Genomic DNA, 24,283 nt, shown 5'->3' with positions numbered 1-24,283 from the left:
ACGTTATATACTGCAAATTAGAAGGAGAATCCGTAATGCCGAAACGCGTTAATAAAGCGATTGAATTGTTAGCAGATGACCTGCCTGTTTTCTATACCGGCAGTCACACAGGCGCGGAGCTGAACTATGACGCGGGCCGCGCGATGGCAAAAACTTGGGCAGACTATATCAATGTCGGCATGGAGCACGGGAGTTTCGATCTCTCCGGATTGGATAGTTTCATGCGTGGTCTTGCTGATGGTGGTCCCACCAATAGCGGACACAAGACCCCAGCTGTCATTGTTGAATTACCGGTGGATGGCATCAGCGCGGATGTAATTCGTGCCAACGGTTGGCAGATGCGGCAACTCCTCGCGCGCGGTGTGCACGGCTTACTGCTTTGTCATGCCGAATCTCCAGAGGCGGTTAAAGCATTTGTTGAGGCGTGTCGCTATCCGTTCCAGACAATCGGTGTTGGCACCCAATTAGATGTGGGGAGGCGCGGCTCTGCAGGGCAAGGCTCCGCTGCACCTATATGGGGCATTTCCGCTAACGAATACCTGGATGTTGCCGATCCGTGGCCGTTGAATCCAGATGGCGAACTCCTGTTGGGTCTCAAATTTGAAAATAAGCGTGCATTGGCGAACGTTGAAATCACCGCGCAGGTTCCCGGAATTGGTTTTGCGGAGTGGGGACCTGGTGATATGAGTTTTTCGTTCGGCTATAAAAATCCGCCAAGCCCACGTCCACAGGAATTAGAAGATGCTCGAAATCGCGTCTTTGCAGCATGCAAAGCGACTGGTATTAAATTTTTGGAGAGCGCGTCCCCTGATACAATTGAGGCGAGCATTGACGCTGGTGTGCGGATCACCGGTGGCGGCGAAGAAGCTGCACGCATCGGACGGGCATACGCCGGTCGGACAATGCCTGTCTAAGTGGTTTTCAGTTTTCAGTTATCAGTTTTCAGTTAAGAGGTGTTCCTTAGTCCCAAACCTGTAGGTCGTAATGTAATGGAGAGCGGATATAAGGAACGCACCTAAAAGTCCAAACGCACGTCGTTTAACCGCAAGGAAAATTAGAAAAATGGCATTAACAGAACAGGAAATGTTGGCAGAATTGCGCAAATATGATACGCCTTCGATTACGAATGTGGTTGCTACCTATCCGGGGAATCCTCTCTGCCTTGGACTTTACAATCCGTGGACGGAAAATTGGTACACAGATACCACTATCCGGTGTATGTACCCTGAACTCGGTGCCATCGCTGGATATGCAGTGACGTGCGTTTACGGTGTACCCGATCCGAACTATTCTGAGCTTTCGTTTATGGATGTCATTGATGCGTTAGGTGCCTCCAAGCAACCGACAATCTTTGCATTTGAGCAGAAGTTTCCACCCGAATTGAAAAATAAAGTCGGCTTAGCGGGTGGCAACATGACAGCAGCAATGAAGTCAATAGGCTGCCTCGGAGCGATCTCAAATGGTCCGTCACGCGATATCGACGAAATCCGACCAATGGAGTTCCAGTATCTGTTAAGCGGCATCACACCTGGACACGGGGCGATGGCGGTTCAATCTGTCAATGTGCCGGTCTCAATAGCGGGGATGGATGTCGCGCCGGGTGAGATTATCCACATGGATGAAAACGGTGCATGCAAGTTTCCAGCGGACAAACTGGAGGCGGTGCTCACGAATGTCAAGGCACTACTCGAAGAGGAGGGTGATCGGATTGGGAAGCTGCTTTCAGGTCCGAAGACAGCGAAACAGGTCCGTGCAATCTTCGGTGGGCATTCTTATGCAGAGGATGATGAGGAATAGCTCTGTTTTTTCAGCTGGTTTGAATCTTGGAACTGGCTCTGCTTCAACCCGTTTAGGCATCTGAAGCAAGATTTATGGAGGGAGGCATGTCGTCTGTTGCAGCACAAACGTATCTGACACCTGAAGAATACCTCGCTTTTGAGCGCAAGGCGACTACGAAACACGAATACCTGGATGGACAGATAGTCGCCATGTCCGGGGCAAGTTTCGCGCATAATTTCATCACGGTGAATATAGCAACTCATCTTAACATTCAGTTGATGGATGGTGAGTGTCGGGTCGCCACCAGTGATATGCGGGTGAAGGTTACCGAAATAGACTCCTACTTTTACCCGGATGTTGTCGTTGTTTGCGGCGAACCCGTTCCTGAGGATAATATTTTTGACACGCTCCTCAATCCGACTGTCATAGTGGAGGTACTTTCACCCTCAACTGAAACTTATGATAAAGGTGAGAAATTTGAGCATTATCAGCAAATTACTTCCCTAAAAGATTACATTCTCATCTCCCAAGACAAAGTTTACGTTGAACATTATCGTCGTCAAGAGAATGAATGGCTACAGACCGAATTCGCGGAACTTGAAGATGTGCTGTCGCTGCGCTCTGTAGGCTGCGAACTCCGTTTGCAAGATATCTACAGACGCGTTGAGGTCGCTTTGGGTTAATCTCAAAAATTAAAAAAACGTCAAAAGTGTAAGATAAAAATTACTTGTCAGAGCTACAAAAATTCCATATAATATTGACTAAGGATATTTCGGTAAGAAATCCTTATCCTCAATTTTTGTATCAGGTTGCAAGCATAAATTTTCTATTAAATTCCCCATTGTATCTCTTGTGTGTTCGGTGTGGAAACTGCTCGTAGGTCCGGATTGAGATGAGAACCACGCTGATCGAATTCCTTTAATAAAACCGAAAAAAATCTAAATTGAAACAGGACAAAAAATGGACAACGTTTTTGAAGCCCTGAACGAACGAGGCTTTATCAAACAGGTCACAGACGCTAAACAGGTCGCGCGCTTGTTAGCAGGAAAGCAGGTTACCTACTACGTCGGTTTTGATCCGACAGCATCGAGTTTGCATGTTGGGAGTCTTGTCCCGATAATGGCGATGGCACACCTACAGCGTGCAGGGCATAAGCCGATCGCAATCATCGGTGGCGGCACAACCATGATAGGTGATCCGACTGATAAGACCGAAATGCGTCCAATGTTGTCGCAAGAACAAATTTCGGCAAACGGCAAGGATATTCTTGCCCAGCTGCAACGCTACTTAAATCTTGATAATACACTCACAAGTTCCGAAAACTCACAGGTTCCGTCGAGAGTGGGTGGTTTCTTCAACAACGCTGATTGGCTGCTTTCTATAAATTACATCGAATTTCTACGTGACATTGGTAAACACTTTCGAGTCAATGAGATGATCCGTGCTGAAGGTTATAAACAACGACTTGACCGCGAACTCGGTCTCTCATTCCTTGAATTTAACTATCAACTACTCCAAGCCTACGACTATTTATATCTTTTTCGTGAATATGGGTGTCAACTTCAGCTCGGTGGGGACGATCAGTGGGGCAATATCCTTGCTGGTGTCGGTCTTGTCCGCCGGATTGAAAGCGAACGGGTTTACGCGGTCACTTTTCCACTGCTCACGACAGCGAACGGAGCGAAGATGGGAAAAACTGCAGGTGGCGCAGTTTGGCTGGATGCTGAGCGGACATCGCCGTATGAATTTTATCAGTACTGGATCAACGTAGATGACCGAGATGTTTCCCGATTTTTAGCGTATTTTACCTTTCTTCCGATGGATGAGATCCGACGACTCAGCGGCTTGGAAGATGAAGCGATTCGGGAAGCAAAAGAGGTCCTCGCGTATGAGGCTACACAACTTGCACACGGAAAGGCAGAGGCAGATAAAGCACAAGCAGCGTCGCGCGCTGCGTTTGGTGGCGGTAACCTTGATGAGGCTGAGATACCGACATCGGTTATCGCAGCGGAACGGCTTGATGGCGGTATTCCAATCATGACGTTGTTTCATGAAATTGGATTGGCGAATTCGCGGAGCGAAGCGCGACGGCTTGTTCAACAGGGCGGTGCCTACATCAACGAAAAGCAGTACCGTTCGATAGATATGGTTGTTGGTAGCGACCTACTTGAAGACAATGCGCTGCTCCTCCGTGCTGGCAAGAAACGTTATCATCGGATTGTTCTCAAAGAAAATTAATCATAACTAAGAGTATCTTTAAATAATAGGCGCGGTGCGAAGCGCGCATCATCATAACAGGTTTTCATGGGTGCACTTTTTGCGGTGCGCCACTAACCAGAGAGGTATGATATGACGGTTGATAATCCGAAAGGGGTTGATGAAGGGACAACCTCCGGAGGTGATCGGATGGGACTCACTTTCACACCCTATTTTACCACGCCCGGCGTTCATCCTTATGATTTGTTGGAGTGGGAACGCCGCGACGCGGTCATTTACAATGAGAAGGGTGATGTCATCTTTAAACAGGACCAGGTTGAAGTGCCAGTGAACTGGACGCAACTCGCGACGGATATTGCGGCATCAAAATATTTCCGTAAGGCTGGGGTCCCCGGTGTAGAATCGGAGGATAGCGTTCGTCAGTTGGTTACCCGTGTTGCGCGTACGCTGCGTCGCGCGGGAGAAGAACTCGGGGGCTATTTCGCAAGTTCCGAAGACGCGCAGACGTTTGAGATGGAATTGACGCATATCCTCGTCACACAGCGCGGTGCCTTCAACTCGCCTGTCTGGTTTAACTGCGGTTTGTGGCACGAATATAATATTGAGGGGGGCGGTGGTAACTACTATTGGGACCGAGACGCAGAAAAAGTCGAAGTCACTACCAATGCATATCAACATCCGCAAAATTCCGCCTGTTTCATTCAAAGCGTTGACGACTCCTTGGACTCCATGCTTGAACTTCAGAAGGCTGAAGTGCGACTCTTTAAATACGGGAGTGGTACGGGTTCTAACTTCAGTAAAGTTCGGGCGAAGGGAGAACTCCTCTCTGGCGGCGGTGAGAGTTCAGGGGTACTTTCCTTCCTTGAAGGTTTTGATCGGTGGGCAGGCAGTATCAAATCCGGTGGCACCACGAGGCGAGCAGCCAAAATGGTTATCCTTGATATGGATCACCCAGAGATCGCCGACTACATTGATTGGAAGTTGAAGGAAGAGGATAAAGCGAAGGCACTTATTGCCGCGGGATATCCTGCGGACTTCAATGGTGAGGCGTACAGCACAATCAGTGGGCAGAATAGTAATAACTCTGTCCGGATTCCTGATGACTTCATGAATGCCTACCTACAGGGAGACTCTTGGAAGACCACGTATCGAACGAGTGGCGAAGTCGCCGATGAGTATGATGCCAGGACACTGATGGAAAAGATCGCTTATGCGGCGTGGGCATGCGCGGATCCTGGTGTTCAATTTGATAGCACGATTCAGAAGTGGCATACGTGTAAAAACACGGGTCCGATTAATGCGAGTAACCCGTGTAGTGAATACCTCTTCTTAGACGATTCTGCCTGCAACCTTGCAAGCATTAACCTCGCCAAATTCTTGAAAGATGATAACAACTTTGATATTGATGCCTTTCGCGCCACTGTTCGGATATTTGCTACTGCGATGGAAATCATAGTGGATCTCTCTTCTTATCCAACAGGCAATATAGCGAGACGTTCTCACGACTATCGTCCGCTTGGGCTCGGTTATGCTAATTTGGGTGCACTCTTGATGCGTTTAGGTATCCCTTACGACAGCGAACAGGCGTTTGCTTATGCGGGTGCTATTACTGCTATTCTGAGCGGGCACGGATATCACACAAGTGCGGAGATCGCTGAGAGCATCGGGGCTTTTAATGGCTACGCGAAAAATGAGGACTCGATGTTGGACGTTATGCGGCTGCACCGCGATGCTGCCTACAGCATTGATCCAGCGGCGTGTCCGTCCGACCTGTTAGACGCGGCAAAGGCGGATTGGGATCGCTGTCTTGAGAAAGGTGAACAGACGGGGTATCGAAATTCCCAAATTAGTGTTATTGCTCCGACAGGAACGATCTCCTTCTTGATGGATTGTGATACAACGGGAATCGAACCAGAGTTTGCCCTTGTCAAATTCAAGAAGTTGGCTGGCGGCGGATACATGAAGATTGTCAACCAGAGTGTTCGCGATGCCCTGCAAAACTTGGATTACACGCTCCAGCAGACTGAGGCAATTATTACGTACATTGTTGGGACAGGTACTTTTGAAGGGACACCGCATATCAATCTGGACACGTTGAAACGGAAAGGGTTCACACAGGAAGATATTGCTCGTGTTGCGGAGATGCTGCCGAGTGCATTTGACTTAAATCTCGCCTTTGCCCCCGGTTTCCTTGGTGAAGAGTGCCTTGAACGGTTAGGTATAACTGAGGAAGAAGCGGCGGATCCGAGTTTTGACCTGCTTTCTACACTCGGATTTGACGAAGATGAGATTAGTATGGCTGAAGAGGTTATCTGTGGAACAGGCACCGTTGAGGGCGCACCCCATCTTTCACCGATGCACTATCCGGTTTTCGATTGCGCTGTCCAGTGTGGTAAGCATGGAACTCGTTATATAAACCACATGGGCCCCTTGAAAATGATGGCGGCTGTGCAACCCTTTATCTCCGGTGCTATCTCCAAGACCGTCAACGTCCCGCACGACGCAAAGGTAGAGGACATCAAGACTTTATACGTGGAAGCGTGGCGGCGTGGGGTCAAATGCCTCGCCGTTTATCGGGACGGCAGCAAAGGCAGCCAACCGCTTTCAACTCGAAGCCAACAGGATGCGGAAAGTGAAACGGATGAGGCTATTACTGATACTGCTGTTGAACGTCCGATCAGGAAGCGTCTCTCAGATACGCGTCCTTCTCTCACGCATAAATTTAGCGTTGGTGGTCATGAGGGTTATATTCATGTTGGATTTTATGAAGATGGTAGCCCTGGAGAAGTCTTCCTCCGTATGAGCAAAGAAGGCACAGCCGTTTCTGGGCTGATGGATTCTGTTGCGGTCCTCACCTCTATTGCATTGCAGTACGGTGTCCCGTTAGAATCGCTCGTCAATAAGTTCAGTCATGTCCGGTTTGAGCCGTCAGGCTTTACGGCTAACCCTGATATTCCGATGGCGAAGTCGATTATAGATTACGTTTTCCGGTGGCTTGGTACACAGTTTCTTTCTCAGGAGCCGCAGCAGGTAGGTGCCAACATGATAGATATGGATGAAGAGATGGTGCCTCCTGAGGAACTTCATCCGTATGGACATGGGAGTAACGGTGAGACTGACTCCTGGGTGGCACATGAGAAGCGGATTGCGCTGCAACATGCGGATGCACCGCCGTGTCTTGAGTGTGGTGCACTCATGCTCAGAAGTGGTGTCTGCTATCGCTGCACGAACTGTGGTGCGACGAGTGGATGCTCCTAATTTCTGGTTTGAATAAATAAATTATAGGCGCGCTTTCAAAGCGCGCCTTTTATTTTCTTGATAAACTGAATCCCCCTGAAACATTTTCCGATTTCATTGCCTTTAAGTTGTTAGATAGGGTATAATAGGAAGGCTTGAGTTGAGTAGATGGTCGCGTCTCGAACATAATTTTATGATCGGGATGAGGAAAGTCCGGACTCCGCAGGGCAGGATGCTGGGTAACCCCCAGGAGCGGTGACGCTATGGAAAGTGCAACAGAAAGTAGACTACAATACCCGAGGGTGTTGTACAGGTGAAACGGTGCGGTAAAAGCGCACCAGTCCGTAAGGTGACTTATGGAGCTTGGTAAACCCCATCTGGAGCAAGGTAAATGGGGGACGCGTAAAGATTGCCCGTCTTGTCCCCAGGTAACCGCTTGAGGTGGATGGTAACATCCATCCCAGATGAATGATCATCACATACAGAATCCGGCTTATTCTCAACTCAAGTTTTTTGTTTGACCCCAAGCGATTGCAGCTTATACCGGTAACGTAAGATATGAGATAGGCTCAAGTTCATTTTTCGCGTTCACGAGGGGCTGATGCTTGATAAGTTATGTTTAGAAAGTCCACCAACTCCTCAAATGTGTCAAAGATACGCTCACACAATTTTTCAAAGAAGATACTTCTCGCTCCGGTATAAAGTGCATACACTGGCTTATTATGATGGGCAGCATAATTCATTTCACTGAGAACACCGGGCGACAATTTGTCCGTGGGATAGATGACAACCATAAAGTCGCTTTGGTGAATAAACTGGTAATCCCGAGAAATGGTCCGTGTTTTAATCTGCTCAACCACATCCACGTACTCATCCATCTCACCTATAGTCGTTGGCATACTCTGTTTTCCTTCACTCCTATTCTCTGCTGAGGCAATCAGTTCCATATCTTGGATTGAAAGCGGGTCAAAGACAATAAAAGAATGCTGTAATTTTTCGCCAAGTTCACGGATTTTCTGAATCTCCTCCGGGGTTTCTTCCAACACCATAATAGGATAGCTAAGATAAAATTTCGGTTTGGAAGAAAAGAGTAACTCATAAAAATCATCAAATTTCTGTTGTCTAACAATAGTGTAATGCCGCTTTTTTGAAAACTTTGCGAGTTGCCTTGTCAATAACTCCTCCTCGTCCAGCCAGACATTAAGGGTCGCCTTTCCCATCCCCGACCATTGTGTCGTTTCTTCCATCCGTGCTGATATATCGGTGATATTGTCAACGACGTTGATAAAGAGATCAGGCGGTATAATTTCAATATCTTCAAAGGAAAACCCCTCAATGAGGGTGCCGCGCCACCTAAAGCAGGTGTGTAGCCCAATGATGGCGTGTTCATAGGCTTCGGCGCGTCGTGCAATTTCATAGAAAGCGTTGCGTCGTGCTAATGATAGAACGACAGGATCCGAATCAAGAACTTTTTCTGTGAAATGGACATCAGATTTCGCTGCGATAGAATGAATAAAATCGCCAACGTTGAAAAAACCAATGTTCAATTCCTTTTGGATACAGAACGTCTCAAATTCCTCCATTAATTCTCTGCGGCCTGAACAACTAATTCCAGTACAGATAATATTCATAACTTTGAAAATCTCTCTTTTATGGTAAAGTTCACAATTATTTCAACATTACAGGAAGGCGAGGATACTAGGGGAAACACCCAAGCAAAAACTCCATCGCCAGCGGCGGTGAGGGTTTTCTTTCTTGAAAACCTATCTACATATTTTCGGACTTTACTATAATTGGTTATCAATCTTCCCGCCAAGCCCCGATGCTTTAGGTTGGGGATGTAGGCGTGCATTGCGCTTTATCGTTCTATTTACTCAATGCGACCAAAATCTTTCAGTGTTTTCAAAGTATCGACCGTGAACCTCGATTGCCATTCCCGTTTGGCAGTTCGCCACGCCTCTGGATATTGATCTCCCCATGAGAAATTCGGGGACCAAGAGCCGTCCTCGCCCTGCTGTTCAATCTCAAAGTCCAAGTTCATCTCCACTTCATCCTTGAGCCCAGCAGCTAAGGGGGATTCCGGGGAGGGCACCAACCACAGAGGTTTAAGAACATAGTCAGTCAACTGCTCCGGGGTCCTGGCAACACTATGCGCTGCCGATCGAGCGAGTTTTGCCCAGACCTTGTCCCTCTTCGGCAGAGCCTCCGTTTCCGCGAGCCTTACGAAACAGAGGGAATCATGCATTTCCATTTCGTCCGGTAGGGTATCCAGATGCTCCAAAACAGCAGTTGTTAATGTCGTCAGCAATTTCGTCGGCACGCCATCGCTAAATTCATGCAAATATCCGACAATCTCAACGCGGGGGTTGACCAGAAATTGATCGAAAGTTTCGGGACTATTCTCATAATTCCACCAAGGCGCGTGAGGTGCATCATCCACTTCGGGGGGAACGATGGGCCATACTTGTCGGGATTCCTCATAGGTGGCGATGAAATACTGAATTCCTTTCCGGACCAATATGTGACTTGCAGGTGCTTGAATTTCTCTGAGAATCTGGAAACCTATTGTGGTCACAATCGCAGACGAGAACGGTGTCCTGATGTCAGGTTCCAGACTGTGGGCGAAACCACCGTCGGCGTTCTGATAAGGTGTTAGCGCGGCAAGAACGGCATCAGCGGGTCCATCTTCAAAATGGAATTCAAAGCGTCTTTGGTCCACCGCTCTCCCGTGATCCATTATAAAGTTCTTTGCTCTCTGAAATGCTGATTGCGTCAGTTTTTTCATTGTCGCTCTCCATAGTTTTTCCCTATTTGCTGCTGGAAATCGCGATTCCACCAAGTCGCTCCAGCATCAAAACATTCTCATATCATTGATTAATACTATTTAGGTTATATATGATAACATATTTAATTTAAAAATGCCAATTATTTTTTATTTCCTGCGCGCAGCATTTCTATACAGATGTCCCTTTTATTTTCACAACGTTAATTGCTAAGACGAAAATCCGCCGCCACCGGGTGTCTCTATGCGAATAACGTCGCCTTCGCTCGTAGAAACGGAAACCTTGCCGGCTAACGGATGTTCTACTTCGCCAGAAATTAAGACGTTACGTCCTGGTTGTCCTGGTTCTCCGCCTTGCAAACCGTAGGGACCTCGCGTTCGACGTTCTGAAAGGATCGTAACCTCCGCCTCTGTTAAAAGTCTCAATCCTCGAATGACACCTGCGCCCCCTTGAAATTTCCCTGCCCCGCCTGTTCCACGTCGGATTGAGTATGTCGTTACTTGCATCGGGTAGTTCGTTTCAATTGCCTCTATGGGAGTGTTCATTGTGTTGGTCATGTGCGTATGGATGGCATCAATACCGTCTCGGTTTGGACGTGCGCCCATCCCGCCTGCGATAGTTTCGTAGTAGGTGAAGTCCTTTCTGCGTGAGGTATCATAGCCGCCGATTGTGAGGTTATTCATCGTACCTGAACTGGCAGCGGGGATCTGATCTGGACAGGCTTGTGCTAATGCGCCAAGCAGTACATCAACAATACGCTGTGATGTCTCGACGTTGCCTCCCGCAACTGCTGCTGGAAACTTGGCGTTTACAACGCTTCCCTCTGGCGCAATGACTCGGATCGGTTCCAAACACCCGGCATTGGCGGGGACATCTGCCCCGGCGATACATCGGAAGGTATAAAAGACTGCGGAGAGGGTGATAGCGTAAATCGCGTTAACTGAGCCTTGTGCTTGTTCTGCCGTGCCAGTGAAATCAACTAATGCTGTGTCATCTTTGATCTCAATCGCGACCTGTATTTCAATAGGTTTGTCGGTGATGCCGTCGTTATCAAGCACATCGGTGTATGTGTAGCGTCCATCTGGGATTTCTCGGAGGCGCGCCCGGACCATCCGACTGGCGTACGCGCACAGTTCCTGCATATATGCTGTAATTTCTGTTGAGCCGTATTTGGCTACCATCTCCTGTAATCGACGTTCGCCGACGCGGTTCGCGGCGAGTTGTGCTTCCATATCGCCGCGGCGCTCTTCCGGTGTGCGTACATTCGCGAGGATTAGTTCCCAAAGATCGGTGTCGAGTTCGCCCCCTCGGATGAGCTTGACAGGCGGAATCCTGATACCCTCCTGAATTACGCTCGTTGCAATCGGCATTGAGCCGGGTGTCATTCCTCCTACGTCTGCGTGATGTGCACGATTCGCGACGAAGAAGACGGGTTTATTTTCCGATTCGTTCCCAATTTCATCCGAGAAGATGGGCGCGACGAGCGTAATGTCGGGCAGATGTGTGCCGCCGCGATAGGGGTCATTAAGCGCGATCATGTCGCCGGGTGCCATTTCGGTGTGTGCGATAGCCGCAAGTACCGAGAGTGGCATAGAGCCGAGATGCACGGGGATGTGTGCGGCTTGTGCGACCATTTTGCCGGTACCATCAAAAACGGCACATGAGAAATCGAGCCGTTCTTTGATATTAGGTGAGAACGCGGTGCGTTGTAGCGTTACGCCCATCTCCTCGGCAACCGAGGTCAACATATTTTTATAAAGTTCTAATTTGATAGGATCTGTGTTCATGGTTAGGAGGGGATTTCGCGCTTATCTTCGTTTCGTTTATGAGCTGCGGAAGTTTGAGCTTGTTTTCGCCGCAACACTTCAACAAGCGTAATCCGCTTATCTACTATATTGTAAGCAGTAGTAATATCAATACCGTGTTCTGAAGCGAGTTGTAACGCGTGCTCTCTTCTCGGGTTGCCTTCAACAACCTTATGTTCAGAGAGTTCAACAATAGGGGGTGAGCGTTCATCTATTGCGTTAAATAGCGAATTTACTAATGATTTACAATACTGTTTATCCTTATATTCTGTTTTCTGAAAGTAATAATATCTGTAGCAGATGGAAGCAACGAAATCAGCAAACTGTATGAACGGATTTTCATTAGAATGGACAAAGACACAGTTTTGAAAGTTTAGACCTTTAGGCAAGTCTTTATTGAAGTTATTAAACGTATCTAACAGTGCGCGCTGTAGATTTCGGTTGTCTAATTCGTCGTGCAAAATCATTGCTTGGTGATCAGGTGGTAAAGACTGCTTGCTGAGCTCAAGTGCTTTTTTAAAGAGAGCTGCACGGAGGTCACCACCTTCAAGTCGCATCTGTTTTCTTATCGCTTTTATCCGAATAATCTGGGCACCTTCTATATTAAAAAAGCGCGCCAATAGTGACTGGCATATCTCGCCACTTTTTTCTTGATAATTTCTATCGAAATCATTAAGAAGGGGGCTATATTTTATCTCGCTGCCGGAAATAGGTACCAAAGAATTGACAATTTTGGAGTAGGACTTTAAGAATTCCTGTTGGATATTAAAAGGAACACAAATAGCGGCATAAATGAATTCGGGGTTATCTTCGTTGACTCCTGATTCATCTATATAGATACACCATGTTTGCATTTTTTTATGTGAAGTGGAGGTAGAGTCGGACTCTCAAGGCATTATAAATGCCCCTCATTGTTTGAGGACTCGGTAATCCTCTGGTGAATAGAGTCGGCACTCTCTAAAGATCAATGACCTACTCCACCAAAATCTGAATCAGATTCAAAAAAATATAACCTATACGCAGTAATGTTGATTTCTGAAATGTGTCAAAACACGTGCGGAATATAAGATATAAGAGGGGGATAATTGTTGCCCCCTCTTAATCGTCTTTTTGGAGGTAGAGTCGGTACTCTCAAAGCGTTATCAACGCATCCCTCATTGTTTGAGGACTCGGTAATCCTCTGGTGAATAGAGTCGGCACTCTCTAAAGATCAATGACCTACTCCACCAAAATCTGAATCAGATGATCGCTTTAGATCGTGATTCCTTCAGGACTTACCCAATTCATAACGAATTGCACTACTACAAATTGCTATGCTTTGGAGAAATGTTTGTATTTACAAGAGACCTATGTTTGTAGTGAGGCAATTTATCGCCTGTCATGTGTAAGTTTTAAGGATTATACTATATCTTCGAGAAAAAATCAAATTTATTTCCTCTTTGCATATTCAGAAGTTGATTGCAATTTTAACACCTTCTCTTATAATATGCAAGGAAAGATTGGTTAGGAGGATCTCAGATGAAAAAAGTCAATATTGCCCTGATTGGCGCGGGTGGGATGGCAAACGGTGTCCATTACCCATCGCTCAGAGAGTGTGAAGATGTAAATCTTGTTGGATTGTGTGATTTAGTACCGTCAAAACTGCAGGCAACGGCGGAACGGTTTGAGATTGAACGAACTTTTACCAACTATCAAGAAATGCTCGAAAAGACGAGTCCGGATGCTGTATATATTTTAATGCCGCCGCAACACCTGTTTCCACTTGCTGTTCATTGTCTCTCGCAGGGGCATCATGTTTTTATTGAGAAACCACCGGGTGTTACGCTTCATCAAACGAAGGAGATGGCACTCGCTGCAGAGAAGAACGATTGTAAGACAATGGTGGGTTTCAATCGGCGGTTTATTCCGCTTTTGCGAAGGGTTAAGGCAATCGTTGAGGAACGCGGACCGATTATCCAGTGCATGTCGACCTTCCATAAGAACACGCCAAACGCCTTCTACTACGACGGTGTGATAGACGTTTTAACCTGCGATGCAATTCACGCTGTAGACGCACTCCGTTGGCTTGGCGGAGGCGAGGTGAAAGCCGTTGCAAGCGACATCAATAGTTTCTATTCCGAGCGTGAGAACAGTTTCAACGCCCTCGTCAAGTTTACGAGTGGTGCTTCTGGGTATCTTTGCACGAATTGGGCTGTCGGTGGACGTATCCATACGTTTGAAATGCATGCGCGAGAGGTTTCCGCCTATATCAATCCCGATGCTGGCGGTTGTGCCGTGCTCCATACGCCCGAAGGCACAATTGAAATTACGCCTGAGGAAGCGGCGGAGTCTGATGCCTCGCATAGGGCGTACGGGTTTTATGGGGAGAGTCGGCATTTCGTTGATTGTATCCAGCAGGATCAGCAGCCGTTAACCTGTTTTGCTGATGCGGTTAAGACAATGGAGCTTGTGTCGGCTATCTATCGGAATCGGATAGATGTTTAGTGTCTTGTCGCTAATGTAAGAAATAGATTGGCACGTTTCTTGCTAAGATTCAACCAAGGATAGACTTGAAAAGGCTATGAACATGCAACACATACCAGTCTTATGTGATAAAGTGATTGAGTTTCTCAAACCAAAACCGGGTAGTGTTTATATAGATGGTACCGTCGGTTTGGGTGGGCATAGTGCCACTATCCTTGAAACCTCCGCACCGGATGGGCGTGTGATCGGAATTGATTTAGACCTTGAGGCTCTCGCTGTAGCGGAAGATAGGTTACACGCCTTCGGGGGGCGGTGCTTTCTAATTAACGGCAATTTTGCTGAGATGGATGTCTTATTGGAGAGACATTCCGTTCATTCTGTAGACGGTATTCTGCTTGACTTGGGGGTGTCGTCTCTACAACTGGATACACCACATCGCGGGTTTAGTTTTAGCCATACCGGTCCTTTGGATATGCGTATGAATCCGAGGGAGGTGTTGAGTCGTGAGCCGAAAGCCTCTCTGACAGCGATGCTGGTGGTCAACGATAGTCCGATGAATGTTCTCGTTGATATTTTTAAGCGATATGGCGAGGAACGATTTGCTAAACGGATTGCTGATCGGGTTGTTCGAGCGAGGCAACAGGGACCGATAACGACAACAACACAGTTCGCAGAAATTGTCAAGCAAGCCGTCCCGCGAAAGGCATCCAAAATCCATCCTGCGACTCGTGTTTTTCAGGCGCTGCGGGTTCATGTCAACGCTGAGTTGGAGAACCTTGAGGTAGGTTTAGATGCTGCAGTATCGCTTTTGAAACCCGGGGGTTGTTTGTGTGTGATCACGTTTCATTCGCTTGAGGATAGGATCGTCAAACGTCGCTTTCAGACGTGGGCGAAGACGTGTATTTGTTCTCCCAAAACACCTGTCTGTATTTGTGAACACAGTCCGTCAGTGGAGATTCTCACGAAGCGTCCAGTGCTGCCGGATGTGGCTGAAATTCAACAAAACCCGCGGGCACGAAGTGCTAAATTGCGAGCGGTTTGCAAATTATAGCGTGAAGTGCCTTATTTCCTATCCTGGGCATGAAAAAAATTGTACCTTAAATGCGGTATTCGGCGTTACAGAAAAGAGAGCCTTCGCCTGAGCGAAAGCACGCGAAAAAGTTGTGAAGTGACACGGTACTGAAGTTCTGAAACATAAAAATTCTGTCCTCATAATATCGATTAAATAAAATGCAGACACCACATCACTATTCAACACGTCTCACAAAAACAGAAGATGCCAAACCGAAAAAGAAATTTCCATTAGTCTATATTGTTTTGGTATTGTCTTTCTGCACCTTCGCTGGCAGTATCTGGTTCTCATCTTACGCTAAGAAAGTTGCTTTGCAACGACAGCCTGTCTATGAAAGGCAGAAGCACCAAGTTCAGGATGAAATTCATCGGCTTGAATTGGAAGAATCGACGTTAACCAGCGTTCAAAGGATTCGGAAAATCGCCAGTGAACTTGGAATGGTTGAACCGACTGAAACCTCGCAAGTTCTCTGGGATAAATAATCTTCAGTGTTTGTATCTCCGTCTTTTCCGCCCTTCTGGAGGGTATTTGGATTTATTTTATTAATTTGATGGGAAAAACATGAAAAACAATTCACACTTATCTATTCGTCGCCTTGTTCTTGTACTTATTATATTACAGGTGGGATTTTTATTGCTGGTTGGTAAACTGTTCAAAGTACAGATCTCTGACAACGCAGCGCGTGAGGAAACAGCTGATCGCACTTGGCTTTCCCCGCGCACAGCTGCGATAAAACGTGGCAAGATCTTAGATCGACACGGGAGTGTCTTAGCTTTAAGTCGCCATAGTCTTTCTGTCTACGCTGATCCGACGTATATGAAAACGGATCCGAGCGAGGCTGCACGCAGACTTGCGCCGGTTTTGGGGGTTTCCGAATCTGAGTTGCTTACCCAGCTTCGTCGTAAGGATAAGCGGTTTGTGTGGCTTAAGAAGGATATGAGTTATGAACGGCTTGATGAGCTTCGCGCAATTGAGAAAGACATTCGGGGTATAAAGCACGAGGTTGAACAGAAACGCACCTATCCGAAAGGGAAACTCGCTTCTCAGGTCATTGGACATATCAACGATCAGAATATGGGTGAGGGAATTGAGTATCAGTACAACAATTACCTTTTGAGTGCGAGGGAGCGACAAGCCGCGCGACGGGCGGAAGCTGCGCGCAACGAACCGGTAAATTTACTAACCGATGGAAGCTCTACCGATGATTATGGATATAGCGTTGTCCTGACACTTGATGAATACATTCAGTATACCGCCGAGAAGGAGTTGGCAGCGGCTTGCCGAAAGTGGAATTCACCACGGGGCACAGTCATTGTCTTAGCCTCGAAAACCGCGGAGATATTGGCACTCGCGAGTTATCCGACATACGATTTGAATAATTACGCGCACGGAAACGAGGAAGCGAAAAGAAATTTCGGTGTTTGGTTTGCGTATGAGCCTGGTTCAATTTTTAAAATTGTTGCATCTTCGGCTGTAATGAACGAAGGGGTTATGACCCCTGAGTCAACGGTTTTTTGTGAAAATGGGCGGTACCGGCTCTCAAACGGTAGGATTATTCGCGACGTTTCAGGGAAAGGGTGGCTTACACTGGAACAGGTTCTCCAAAAGTCTAGCAATATCGGTATGATTAAGGTTGTGAAGCAGTTGGGACATGAAGACTTCAGTACTTATATTGAAAGCTACGGTTTTGGAAAAATGACGGGTATTGATCTGCCTTATGAGCACAGTGGAAGTCTTTATGCAGTAAGACATTGGGATATCAATTCTCTCGGTGCCGTGCCTTTTGGACAAGGCGTGATGGTAACACCTCTTCAGATGGTCAATGCGTTAAATGTCATTGCGAATGGTGGCAAGCTTCTCCGTCCATATATTACACGAGAAATTCGGGACAGTAGTGGGAAGCTCGTTGAAAAGAAATATCCCATTGAAGTCCGACAGGTGATTCGACCGATGGTCGCGAAACAGATGACGGACATACTTGTTGGTGTCGTTGAAGACGGTAGTGGTCGACGTGCACGCGTTGAAGGATATAACGTAGCTGGAAAGACGGGTACCGCCCAAAAGGCTGAAAAAAATGGTAAGGGGTATCTTGGAAAAGAGATTATGTCCTTTATGGGATTCCTACCAGCAGAGAATCCTATGGTATCGATAATTGTCATGCTTGATGAACCGAAAGGGGCACGTTTTAGTGGCCAGATCGCCGGACCTCTTTTTCAGAAAGTTGCCGTTCAAACAATGCAATACTTAAAACAGACAGAGTTTTTTGGACCCGAACTTCAAAAAACACCTAAATATACATCTGTTGTGACAAAACAGACACCGACACAACGCTTTACTGAGAAAGGAGAGGGGATGTGAGGCTTCATGAGCTGCTCCACGGTCTGAACATTACTGCAAGCACTGGATCGCTGGATGTTGATATCACTGGTATTGCCAGTGACAATCGGGAAGTCAAGCCTGGTAATGTTTTTGTTTGTTATCAAGGCGTCAGCGTGGACAGTCATAGCTTCATTTCAGATGCTCTTCAAAAGGGAGCAGCAGCTATCATCGGTGAAAAGCCTGTGGCGGCTTTAGAGATGCCGATAAAGTCGATTACCTACGTACAGGTCCCTAATGGACGACGTGCAATCTCCTTGATTGCTGCCAATTGGCACGACAATCCTGCGCGACACCTTAAACTCATCGGTATTACAGGCACCAACGGTAAAACCTCTACAGCACATCTCATACACGCCATACTCAAGGCAAGTGGGTGGAAAACGGCACTCGTCGGTACGGTTGGACACCGATACATGAACAATCAAGGCGAAGAAGAAACACTTCCAGCTTCCCTCACAACCCCTGATGCCTTTGCGCTTCACGCTCTCTTCAAGCAGTTTAGCGAGAATGGCGTGCAATACGTTACTATGGAAACCTCGTCCCAGGGACTGGCACTACAGCGGTTGGCGGGCCTTACCTTTGATACCGCTGTCTTTACCAATTTCACCCAAGATCACCTTGATTATCACCAGACGATGGAGATATACTTAAAAGCAAAGTTAATGCTGTTTGAACAGCTGGGTGAAGCGAGTTTTGCAATTTTAAACAGCGATTCGCCAGTCGCGGAACGTATCGCCCAGGTCTGCTTGGACTCGCAACTTTTGATGTATGGACTTGGCGAAAACGCCGATCTACATGCCAAAGATATTCGTTATTCTCATAATCGATTGACATTTACAGCAGTGACACCGTGTGGTCGGATTCCTGCTAAGTTGCAATTGCTCGGAGACTATAACCTTTACAATGCACTTGCTGCCATTGCCGTTGGACTCCGTTACGATTGCCCTATCTCAGCAATTCAGGAAGGTCTCGCTACCACTATAGTCCCCGGACGGTTTGAACTCATTGACAGGGGACAGGATTTTGCCGTTATTGTTGACTATGCCCATACACCGGACGGCTTAGAAAATGTGCTGACTGCTGCGAAGCGCGTCGCCAGGCGGGATCTAATTTGTGTTTTTGGGTGCGGAGGGGACCGCGACAGTGGGAAACGCCCGAAAATGGGAAATATTTCCGCTCAAATTGCAGATTACAGTGTGGTTACGTCCGATAATCCGCGCACTGAAGACCCAGATGAAATCATCGCGCAAATTGTGTCAAATTTACCACATGACACCCAGTATGTGTGTATTTCAGATAGACGGGACGCAATCCATCACGCAATCACCACAGCAAAATCTGGAGATGTTGTTGTCATTGCGGGCAAAGGGCATGAAGATTATCAAGAGATTCAGGGTGAAAGATTTCCCTTTGACGATAGGGTTGTTGCTTCAGAGATTCTGGAGTCCCTTTAATTAGTTGTGTAAGCGCGAAATGTTTGTAGATGCCAAGTACGGAAATTAACACTCTTAACATTTCATATCAGGTTGCTGGAGAAGGCGACGTAGTGCTCCTGTTACATGGCTGGGGCGGTGAGGCTGCGAGTTTTCAACCCGTTTTTGAATGGTTGGCACAATCCCATAAAGTTTACGCCCTTGACCTGCCAGGGTTCGGCAAGAGTCAGCTTCCACCTACCGCATGGGATACATCTGACTACGCTCAGTTTGTTACGGCGTTTTTGGGGAAGTTTGACATACCGAAAGTTCACCTCATCGGCCACTCCTTTGGCGGTAGAATTTCGATTATTATCTCAGCGGAACACCCCGAAAAAGTTGATAAACTTATCTTGGTTGACAGTGCCGGAATCAAACCGCGCCGAACCGCAAAATACTATCTCCGTGTAGGTATCGCAAAAGTCGGTAAATTGATTCGTCGGTGTGGGAAATATGGTGTTCTCGTCGCAAATGCGATGTCTGCACGTGTCGGTTCCAAAGACTATCAGAATGCTGGCGATATGCGTGCTACGCTCGTCAAAGTCGTGAATCAGGACCTGCGCGCGCTCCTGCCTCGAATAACTGCCTCAACGTTGTTAATCTGGGGTGAAAACGACACGGATACGCCTGTGTCATTCGGGCAGATTATGGAAAAGGAAATACCTGATGCAGGACTGGTTGTTCTAAAGGAGGCGGGACACTTTTCATACCTCGACAAGTTTCCACAGTTTTGCCGAATCGTCGCGAGTTTCTTGAAGATCGCAAACGCTTAGCGTTGGTGATAAATACAATCCTTCCTGAAAACCTAAAATTTGTTTCTTAATATTGCTTAACCGCAAGGAAAATTGAAAATTGGAAACGATGAGTACTATTTTTTTCTACCTCGTAGCACTGGCCTGTTTGGTGAGAGCTGTCGTCAGAACGGTAGGTGGACTCCATATACTTCAACTTGATGGTTATAAGACAGGTCGATACCTGAAGTGGATGCGCCAGCATCTAAGGAACTGTTTTGAAGTTAAAGAGATTCTTATCATTGGTGCTGCTCTGATTCTCACCGCCTTCTACCCACAATATCATAACACATGGTTCTTTTCTGTGCTGTGCATAGTTTGGGGTGGGTTCCAAGTCTATATGAGCACGAAACGTAAAAAGGTTGAGGCGAAAAAACCGCTCGTTTACACGGCACGTGCGAAACGGGTCTTCGGACTTTCTATCTGTTTGCTCGTTTGTACAGCTGCGGTGCTTGTGTTGTTAACACAGGCGAGTCCATGGCGGATCGCTATTTTCCTCTTTAGCGAGGTTGCTGTTATTAATTTAACCGTTGCCAACCTTCTTATTTATCCTTTAGAGCGGACAATAAATGGGGCGTATCTCCTTTCGGCGAGAAAGCGAATCAAGACCCTCCACCCTAAAGTCATCGGTATTACAGGGAGTTATGGCAAAACGAGCACGAAATATATTTTACGTCAGATTTTATCCCAGAAGTTTAATACCTTGATGACCCCTGATAGTTATAACACGCCGATGGGTATTTGCAAGGTCATTCGTGGTGAACTGACTCCTGAGCACGAGATATTCATTGTTGAGATGGGTGCTTATAAACGCGGCGACATCCGCGAATTGTGTAATTTAGCATCGCCGGAAATCGGCATCCTCACAGCAGTCGGTCCGCAGCATTTAGAGCGATTTAAGAGCATAGAGAATATAGCGAAAACAAAGTATGAGTTGATTGAATCGTTACCATCGGGCGGACTTGCAGTCTTCAATTGCGACAACGAGATTTGTGCAGAACTCGCTAATAAACGGGAGCAAAGCGGTAATCCTGTGCGTCGTTATGCGACAGAACCGTTTTATGTGGCTTCAGTTTCTGACAGTGCCGAGTTAACTGCCGCGGATATTCGACATACCGGCGAGGGTCTTGCTTTCACGGCACGTGTATCTATCGGTTCTGGAGAGGTTACCGAAGCAGAGATTCGGACGCAACTCTTGGGGAAGCATAACGTATCCAACATACTTGCTGCAATGGCAGTTGCGGTAGAATGCGGGATGACGCTTGAGGAAATTCGAGTCGCGATTGCTAATGTTGAACCTGTTCCACATCGCTTGCAATTGACCTCTAACGGCGGTGATGTAACTATCATTGATGACAGTTTCAACTCGAACCCGGTCGGTGCGGAAGCTGCACTTGAGGTTCTCACTGAGATTCAAGGTCGAAAAAAAGTATTAGTGACCCCTGGTATGGTGGAACTTGGCGAAAGGGAATATGAAGAAAATAAACGCCTCGGTGAACGTGCCGCTGATGTCTGTGATTTAGTTATTTTGGTCGGTCCTACGCGGACTACCCCGATTTTAGATGGATTAAAAGCTGCGCAATACCCAAGCCAACAAATTATTGTTGCGCTCAATTTAGAAGAAGTTAAACAACATTTAGCAACACGCGTTCAAGCCGGTGATGTTGTCCTTTTTGAGAACGATCTCCCTGACAACTATAATGAGGAAAGAATTGCCTCATAATATCGGTTTCCAAACTTTACCCCGCAAGCGTATAACTACAGTCTTTCTGACGAACCTATTGGACAGTCGGCGCGGAGGAAAAATAAAAAATGTCAAAACACAATGTAGCTCTTATATTTGGTGGATGCACGCCTGAACATGAAGTCTCAATCGTAACCGCCCATCAGGTTTACCTTGCTTTACAAGAAAACTATCAAGTCATCCCTATTTACCTCACGAAAGATGGCGAGTGGTTAACAGGTGATGCGCTTCGTGATTTGTCCACCTTTACGGATGGAACGCTACCGCACCCATCCGATTTTGATAAAGTCACCATTGAATTTCATCCAAATCCACAATTTGTTATTACCTCCAAACATTGGCTTGGTCAGAAAGTTCACAAACGAGAATTTCTTCCGGTAGATGTTGTTTTTCCAGCGATACACGGTATGCATGGTGAAGATGGGACGCTCCAAGGATTGCTTGAACTCATGAATCTGCCTTACGTAGGTGCGCGGGTCGTCGGTTCTGCTGTCGGTATGGATAAGATCATGATGAAGGCGATTCTCAACGAAAATGAGCTGCCAATACTTCCCTACTTGTCTTGGACGCATCGTGATTGGGAGGTGCAGCGTGACAAGATCCTTGAAAAGGTGGAAGCAACATTCTCTTATCCGTTGTTTGTGAAACCGGCAATGAGTGGCTCAAGTATTGGTGTCAGTCGTGTTGAGAATCCGTCTGAACTTTGTACTGCTGCCGAGGTAGCAGGAAGTTATTCGCGTAGAGTTCTCATTGAGAAAGCGGTTGACAATCCTCTTGAAATCAACTGTGCTGTAATGGGAATAGATGAGCCGATCGCTTCTGTCTGTGAGCAACCTGTGACGCAAGCGAATTTTCTTAGTTTTGATGATAAATATATCCATCAAGATGGAGAATCTTCGGGAATGGCTGGTGCAGATCGAAAAATTCCTGCACCCATTTCGGAAGAATTGACGTTACATATACAAGATCTAGCAACACATACTTTTCGGGTTTTAGATTGCGCTGGTGTCGCACGTATTGATTTCCTCGTAGATGCAGATGAAAGCGTTTATGTGAATGAAATCAACACTATTCCTGGCTCATACAGTTACTACTTGTGGGCGCATCAGGGTATTGAGTTCCCCCAACTTGTATTAGATCTTATTGAATTGGCATTTGCGGCGCATGGGCAGAAGAATGCCTTGACCTATACATATACGACGAATCTCCTAAGCCAAGCGGGCGCGAGTCTTGCCAAGTTGAAAGGGGATGGAAAACTTGGGAGCATAGGGTAGGATTAAAATGTTCAAAGTGTTCCTGGATGAGGTCTCAAAATGTCTCCGATCTAAGCCCGTCGAACGCAACGAAGCGACCTTAAATGGGATGTTAGTCAACCAAATCTATTTGCACGAAAGCTACACAAGAAATGTTTTATCATCTCTTTTTTGAGAATTTGATTGAGTTCTTTTCACCGTTCAATATTTTTCGCTATATTAGTTTTCGCGCAATTTATGCGACAGCTACTGCTCTCCTCATTTCCCTTGTTTTGGGACCTTTTATGATAGAGAAGTTAAAGCAGCTGCGCATTGGAGAACATATTCAAGAGGAGGTCGCAAAAGCCCAACAAGATACCGAAAATCAGAACAAAGCAGGGGTGCCAACAATGGGGGGAGTCCTCATTATTGTGTCTGTTCTGATATCTGTAGTATTCTGGTCGCGTTTAGACCAACCCTATATCTACCTGATGATTTTGACGACACTATGGTTTGGTGGACTTGGATTTCTGGATGATTACAGCAAACTGGTAAAACAACAATCCTTAGGACTTCAAGGGTGGCATAAGATTGGACTTCAAACAATAGGGGCGTTGGTGATTGCTTGGTATCTTTACCGGTGGGGTCCTATGGAAGCTGGGGATGTAACAACACGGACAGCACTGGTTCTTCCATTTTTCAAAGATATCCATCCCAGTTTAGGTATCCTGTTTATCCCTTTCGCAACCTTCGTTATCGTTGGTGCTTCTAATGCAGTCAATCTCACAGATGGAATGGATGGGTTGGCAATCGGATGTACGCTGTTTGTTGCTGGAACTTTGGGCATAGTTGGGTATATGACGAGCCACAGTGAGATTGCCGAGTACTTGAACATCTTTCACCTGCCTGTGGGTGGTGAAGTTACAGCGATCTTCTGCGCAGCGTTAGTCGGTGCCGGTCTCGGGTTTTTATGGTATAACGGTCATCCAGCACAAGTGATTATGGGAGATACCGGATCGCTGGCACTTGGGGCGACGCTTGGAACGGTGGCGGTACTTATAAAACAGGAATTTTTGCTCGTAATAGTTGGTGCTATTTTCGTCGCTGAAGTGTTATCGGTAATCATCCAAGTGTGGTCATTTCGGACGTTTGGTAGACGCGTGTTCAAGATGTCTCCTATTCATTATCATTTCCTACTGTCAGGATGGAAGGAATCCAAGGTTGTCATTCGGTTCTGGATTGTAGGACTTATTTTGGTTTTGATAGCCTTAAGCACATTGAAACTTCGATAGTTGTGGTTTTCAATCGT

18 protein-coding genes and 1 other RNA gene are annotated in these 24,283 nt (G+C 46.7%); 15 read left to right on the top strand and 4 right to left on the bottom strand.

Features of this window, described 5'->3' with window-relative positions; translation table 11 throughout:
• The first annotated feature begins 35 nt into the window (after window positions 1-35).
• The 6 genes from OXH39_12675 (at window position 36) to rnpB (ending at window position 7,744) form a co-directional block, all read left to right on the top strand.
• The gene (locus OXH39_12675; GenBank protein ID MCY3551306.1) at window positions 36-914 is read left to right on the top strand and encodes an aldolase/citrate lyase family protein; all 879 of its coding nucleotides are present in this window, start codon (window positions 36-38) and stop codon (window positions 912-914) included.
• A gap of 148 nt (window positions 915-1,062) precedes the next feature.
• Window positions 1,063-1,797 carry an RraA family protein gene (locus OXH39_12670; protein ID MCY3551305.1) on the top strand — a complete coding sequence of 245 codons (735 nt, stop codon included), beginning with the start codon at window positions 1,063-1,065 and terminating at the stop codon, window positions 1,795-1,797.
• 86 nt (window positions 1,798-1,883) lie between these two features.
• Complete coding sequence (locus OXH39_12665; protein MCY3551304.1) at window positions 1,884-2,462, top strand: Uma2 family endonuclease; 579 nt, start codon at window positions 1,884-1,886, stop codon at window positions 2,460-2,462.
• A 277-nt stretch (window positions 2,463-2,739) separates the two neighbouring features.
• The gene (gene tyrS / locus OXH39_12660; protein MCY3551303.1) at window positions 2,740-4,017 is read left to right on the top strand and encodes a tyrosine--tRNA ligase; all 1,278 of its coding nucleotides are present in this window, start codon (window positions 2,740-2,742) and stop codon (window positions 4,015-4,017) included.
• 111 nt (window positions 4,018-4,128) lie between these two features.
• The gene (locus OXH39_12655; GenBank protein ID MCY3551302.1) at window positions 4,129-7,254 is read left to right on the top strand and encodes a vitamin B12-dependent ribonucleotide reductase; all 3,126 of its coding nucleotides are present in this window, start codon (window positions 4,129-4,131) and stop codon (window positions 7,252-7,254) included.
• A gap of 135 nt (window positions 7,255-7,389) precedes the next feature.
• Window positions 7,390-7,744, top strand: an RNA gene (gene rnpB / locus OXH39_12650) — RNase P RNA component class A.
• Window positions 7,745-7,808: 64 nt separating this feature from the next.
• Here rnpB and OXH39_12645 read toward each other — a convergent pair.
• The 4 genes from OXH39_12645 to OXH39_12630 form a co-directional block, all read right to left on the bottom strand.
• Window positions 7,809-8,816, bottom strand: a complete 1,008-nt coding sequence (locus tag OXH39_12645) for a hypothetical protein (GenBank protein MCY3551301.1) — start codon at window positions 8,814-8,816, stop codon at window positions 7,809-7,811.
• A 287-nt stretch (window positions 8,817-9,103) separates the two neighbouring features.
• Entirely contained in the window at window positions 9,104-10,018 is a 915-nt protein-coding gene (locus OXH39_12640) for a hypothetical protein (GenBank protein ID MCY3551300.1), read from the bottom strand.
• A gap of 207 nt (window positions 10,019-10,225) precedes the next feature.
• Window positions 10,226-11,803 carry a hydantoinase B/oxoprolinase family protein gene (locus OXH39_12635; GenBank protein ID MCY3551299.1) on the bottom strand — a complete coding sequence of 526 codons (1,578 nt, stop codon included), beginning with the start codon at window positions 11,801-11,803 and terminating at the stop codon, window positions 10,226-10,228.
• A gap of 2 nt (window positions 11,804-11,805) precedes the next feature.
• Window positions 11,806-12,675: a DUF3800 domain-containing protein gene (locus tag OXH39_12630; GenBank protein ID MCY3551298.1), complete on the bottom strand. Its 870-nt coding sequence runs from the start codon at window positions 12,673-12,675 to the stop codon at window positions 11,806-11,808.
• Between the two features lie 664 nt (window positions 12,676-13,339).
• Between OXH39_12630 and OXH39_12625 the strand changes: the two genes are divergently transcribed.
• From OXH39_12625 to mraY, 9 genes are all read left to right on the top strand, one after another.
• On the top strand, window positions 13,340-14,305 hold the full coding sequence (locus OXH39_12625; protein ID MCY3551297.1) for a Gfo/Idh/MocA family oxidoreductase: 966 nt from the start codon (window positions 13,340-13,342) through the stop codon (window positions 14,303-14,305).
• A 76-nt stretch (window positions 14,306-14,381) separates the two neighbouring features.
• Window positions 14,382-15,335, top strand: a complete 954-nt coding sequence (gene rsmH, locus OXH39_12620) for a 16S rRNA (cytosine(1402)-N(4))-methyltransferase RsmH (protein MCY3551296.1) — start codon at window positions 14,382-14,384, stop codon at window positions 15,333-15,335.
• Between the two features lie 179 nt (window positions 15,336-15,514).
• Window positions 15,515-15,838, top strand: a complete 324-nt coding sequence (locus tag OXH39_12615; GenBank protein ID MCY3551295.1) for a cell division protein FtsL — start codon at window positions 15,515-15,517, stop codon at window positions 15,836-15,838.
• A 79-nt stretch (window positions 15,839-15,917) separates the two neighbouring features.
• A complete protein-coding gene (locus OXH39_12610; protein ID MCY3551294.1) occupies window positions 15,918-17,714 on the top strand; it encodes a penicillin-binding protein 2 in 1,797 nt (598 codons plus the stop codon).
• Window positions 17,711-19,189, top strand: coding sequence for a UDP-N-acetylmuramoyl-L-alanyl-D-glutamate--2,6-diaminopimelate ligase (locus tag OXH39_12605; GenBank protein MCY3551293.1), 1,479 nt, complete (start codon window positions 17,711-17,713; stop codon window positions 19,187-19,189). Before OXH39_12610 ends, OXH39_12605 begins: the two co-directional genes overlap by 4 nt.
• A 29-nt stretch (window positions 19,190-19,218) precedes the next feature.
• Complete coding sequence (locus tag OXH39_12600; protein MCY3551292.1) at window positions 19,219-19,980, top strand: alpha/beta hydrolase; 762 nt, start codon at window positions 19,219-19,221, stop codon at window positions 19,978-19,980.
• Between the two features lie 88 nt (window positions 19,981-20,068).
• The gene (locus OXH39_12595) at window positions 20,069-21,721 is read left to right on the top strand and encodes a UDP-N-acetylmuramoyl-tripeptide--D-alanyl-D-alanine ligase (protein MCY3551291.1); all 1,653 of its coding nucleotides are present in this window, start codon (window positions 20,069-20,071) and stop codon (window positions 21,719-21,721) included.
• 89 nt (window positions 21,722-21,810) lie between these two features.
• Complete coding sequence (locus OXH39_12590; protein MCY3551290.1) at window positions 21,811-23,016, top strand: D-alanine--D-alanine ligase; 1,206 nt, start codon at window positions 21,811-21,813, stop codon at window positions 23,014-23,016.
• A 131-nt stretch (window positions 23,017-23,147) separates the two neighbouring features.
• On the top strand, window positions 23,148-24,266 hold the full coding sequence (gene mraY, locus OXH39_12585; GenBank protein ID MCY3551289.1) for a phospho-N-acetylmuramoyl-pentapeptide-transferase: 1,119 nt from the start codon (window positions 23,148-23,150) through the stop codon (window positions 24,264-24,266).
• Window positions 24,267-24,283 lie beyond the last annotated feature (17 nt).

The organism is Candidatus Poribacteria bacterium, from assembly GCA_026702755.1.
In the GTDB taxonomy this organism is placed as follows: domain Bacteria; phylum Poribacteria; class WGA-4E; order WGA-4E; family WGA-3G; genus WGA-3G.
This window is presented reverse-complemented; position numbering and strand designations above follow the sequence as displayed.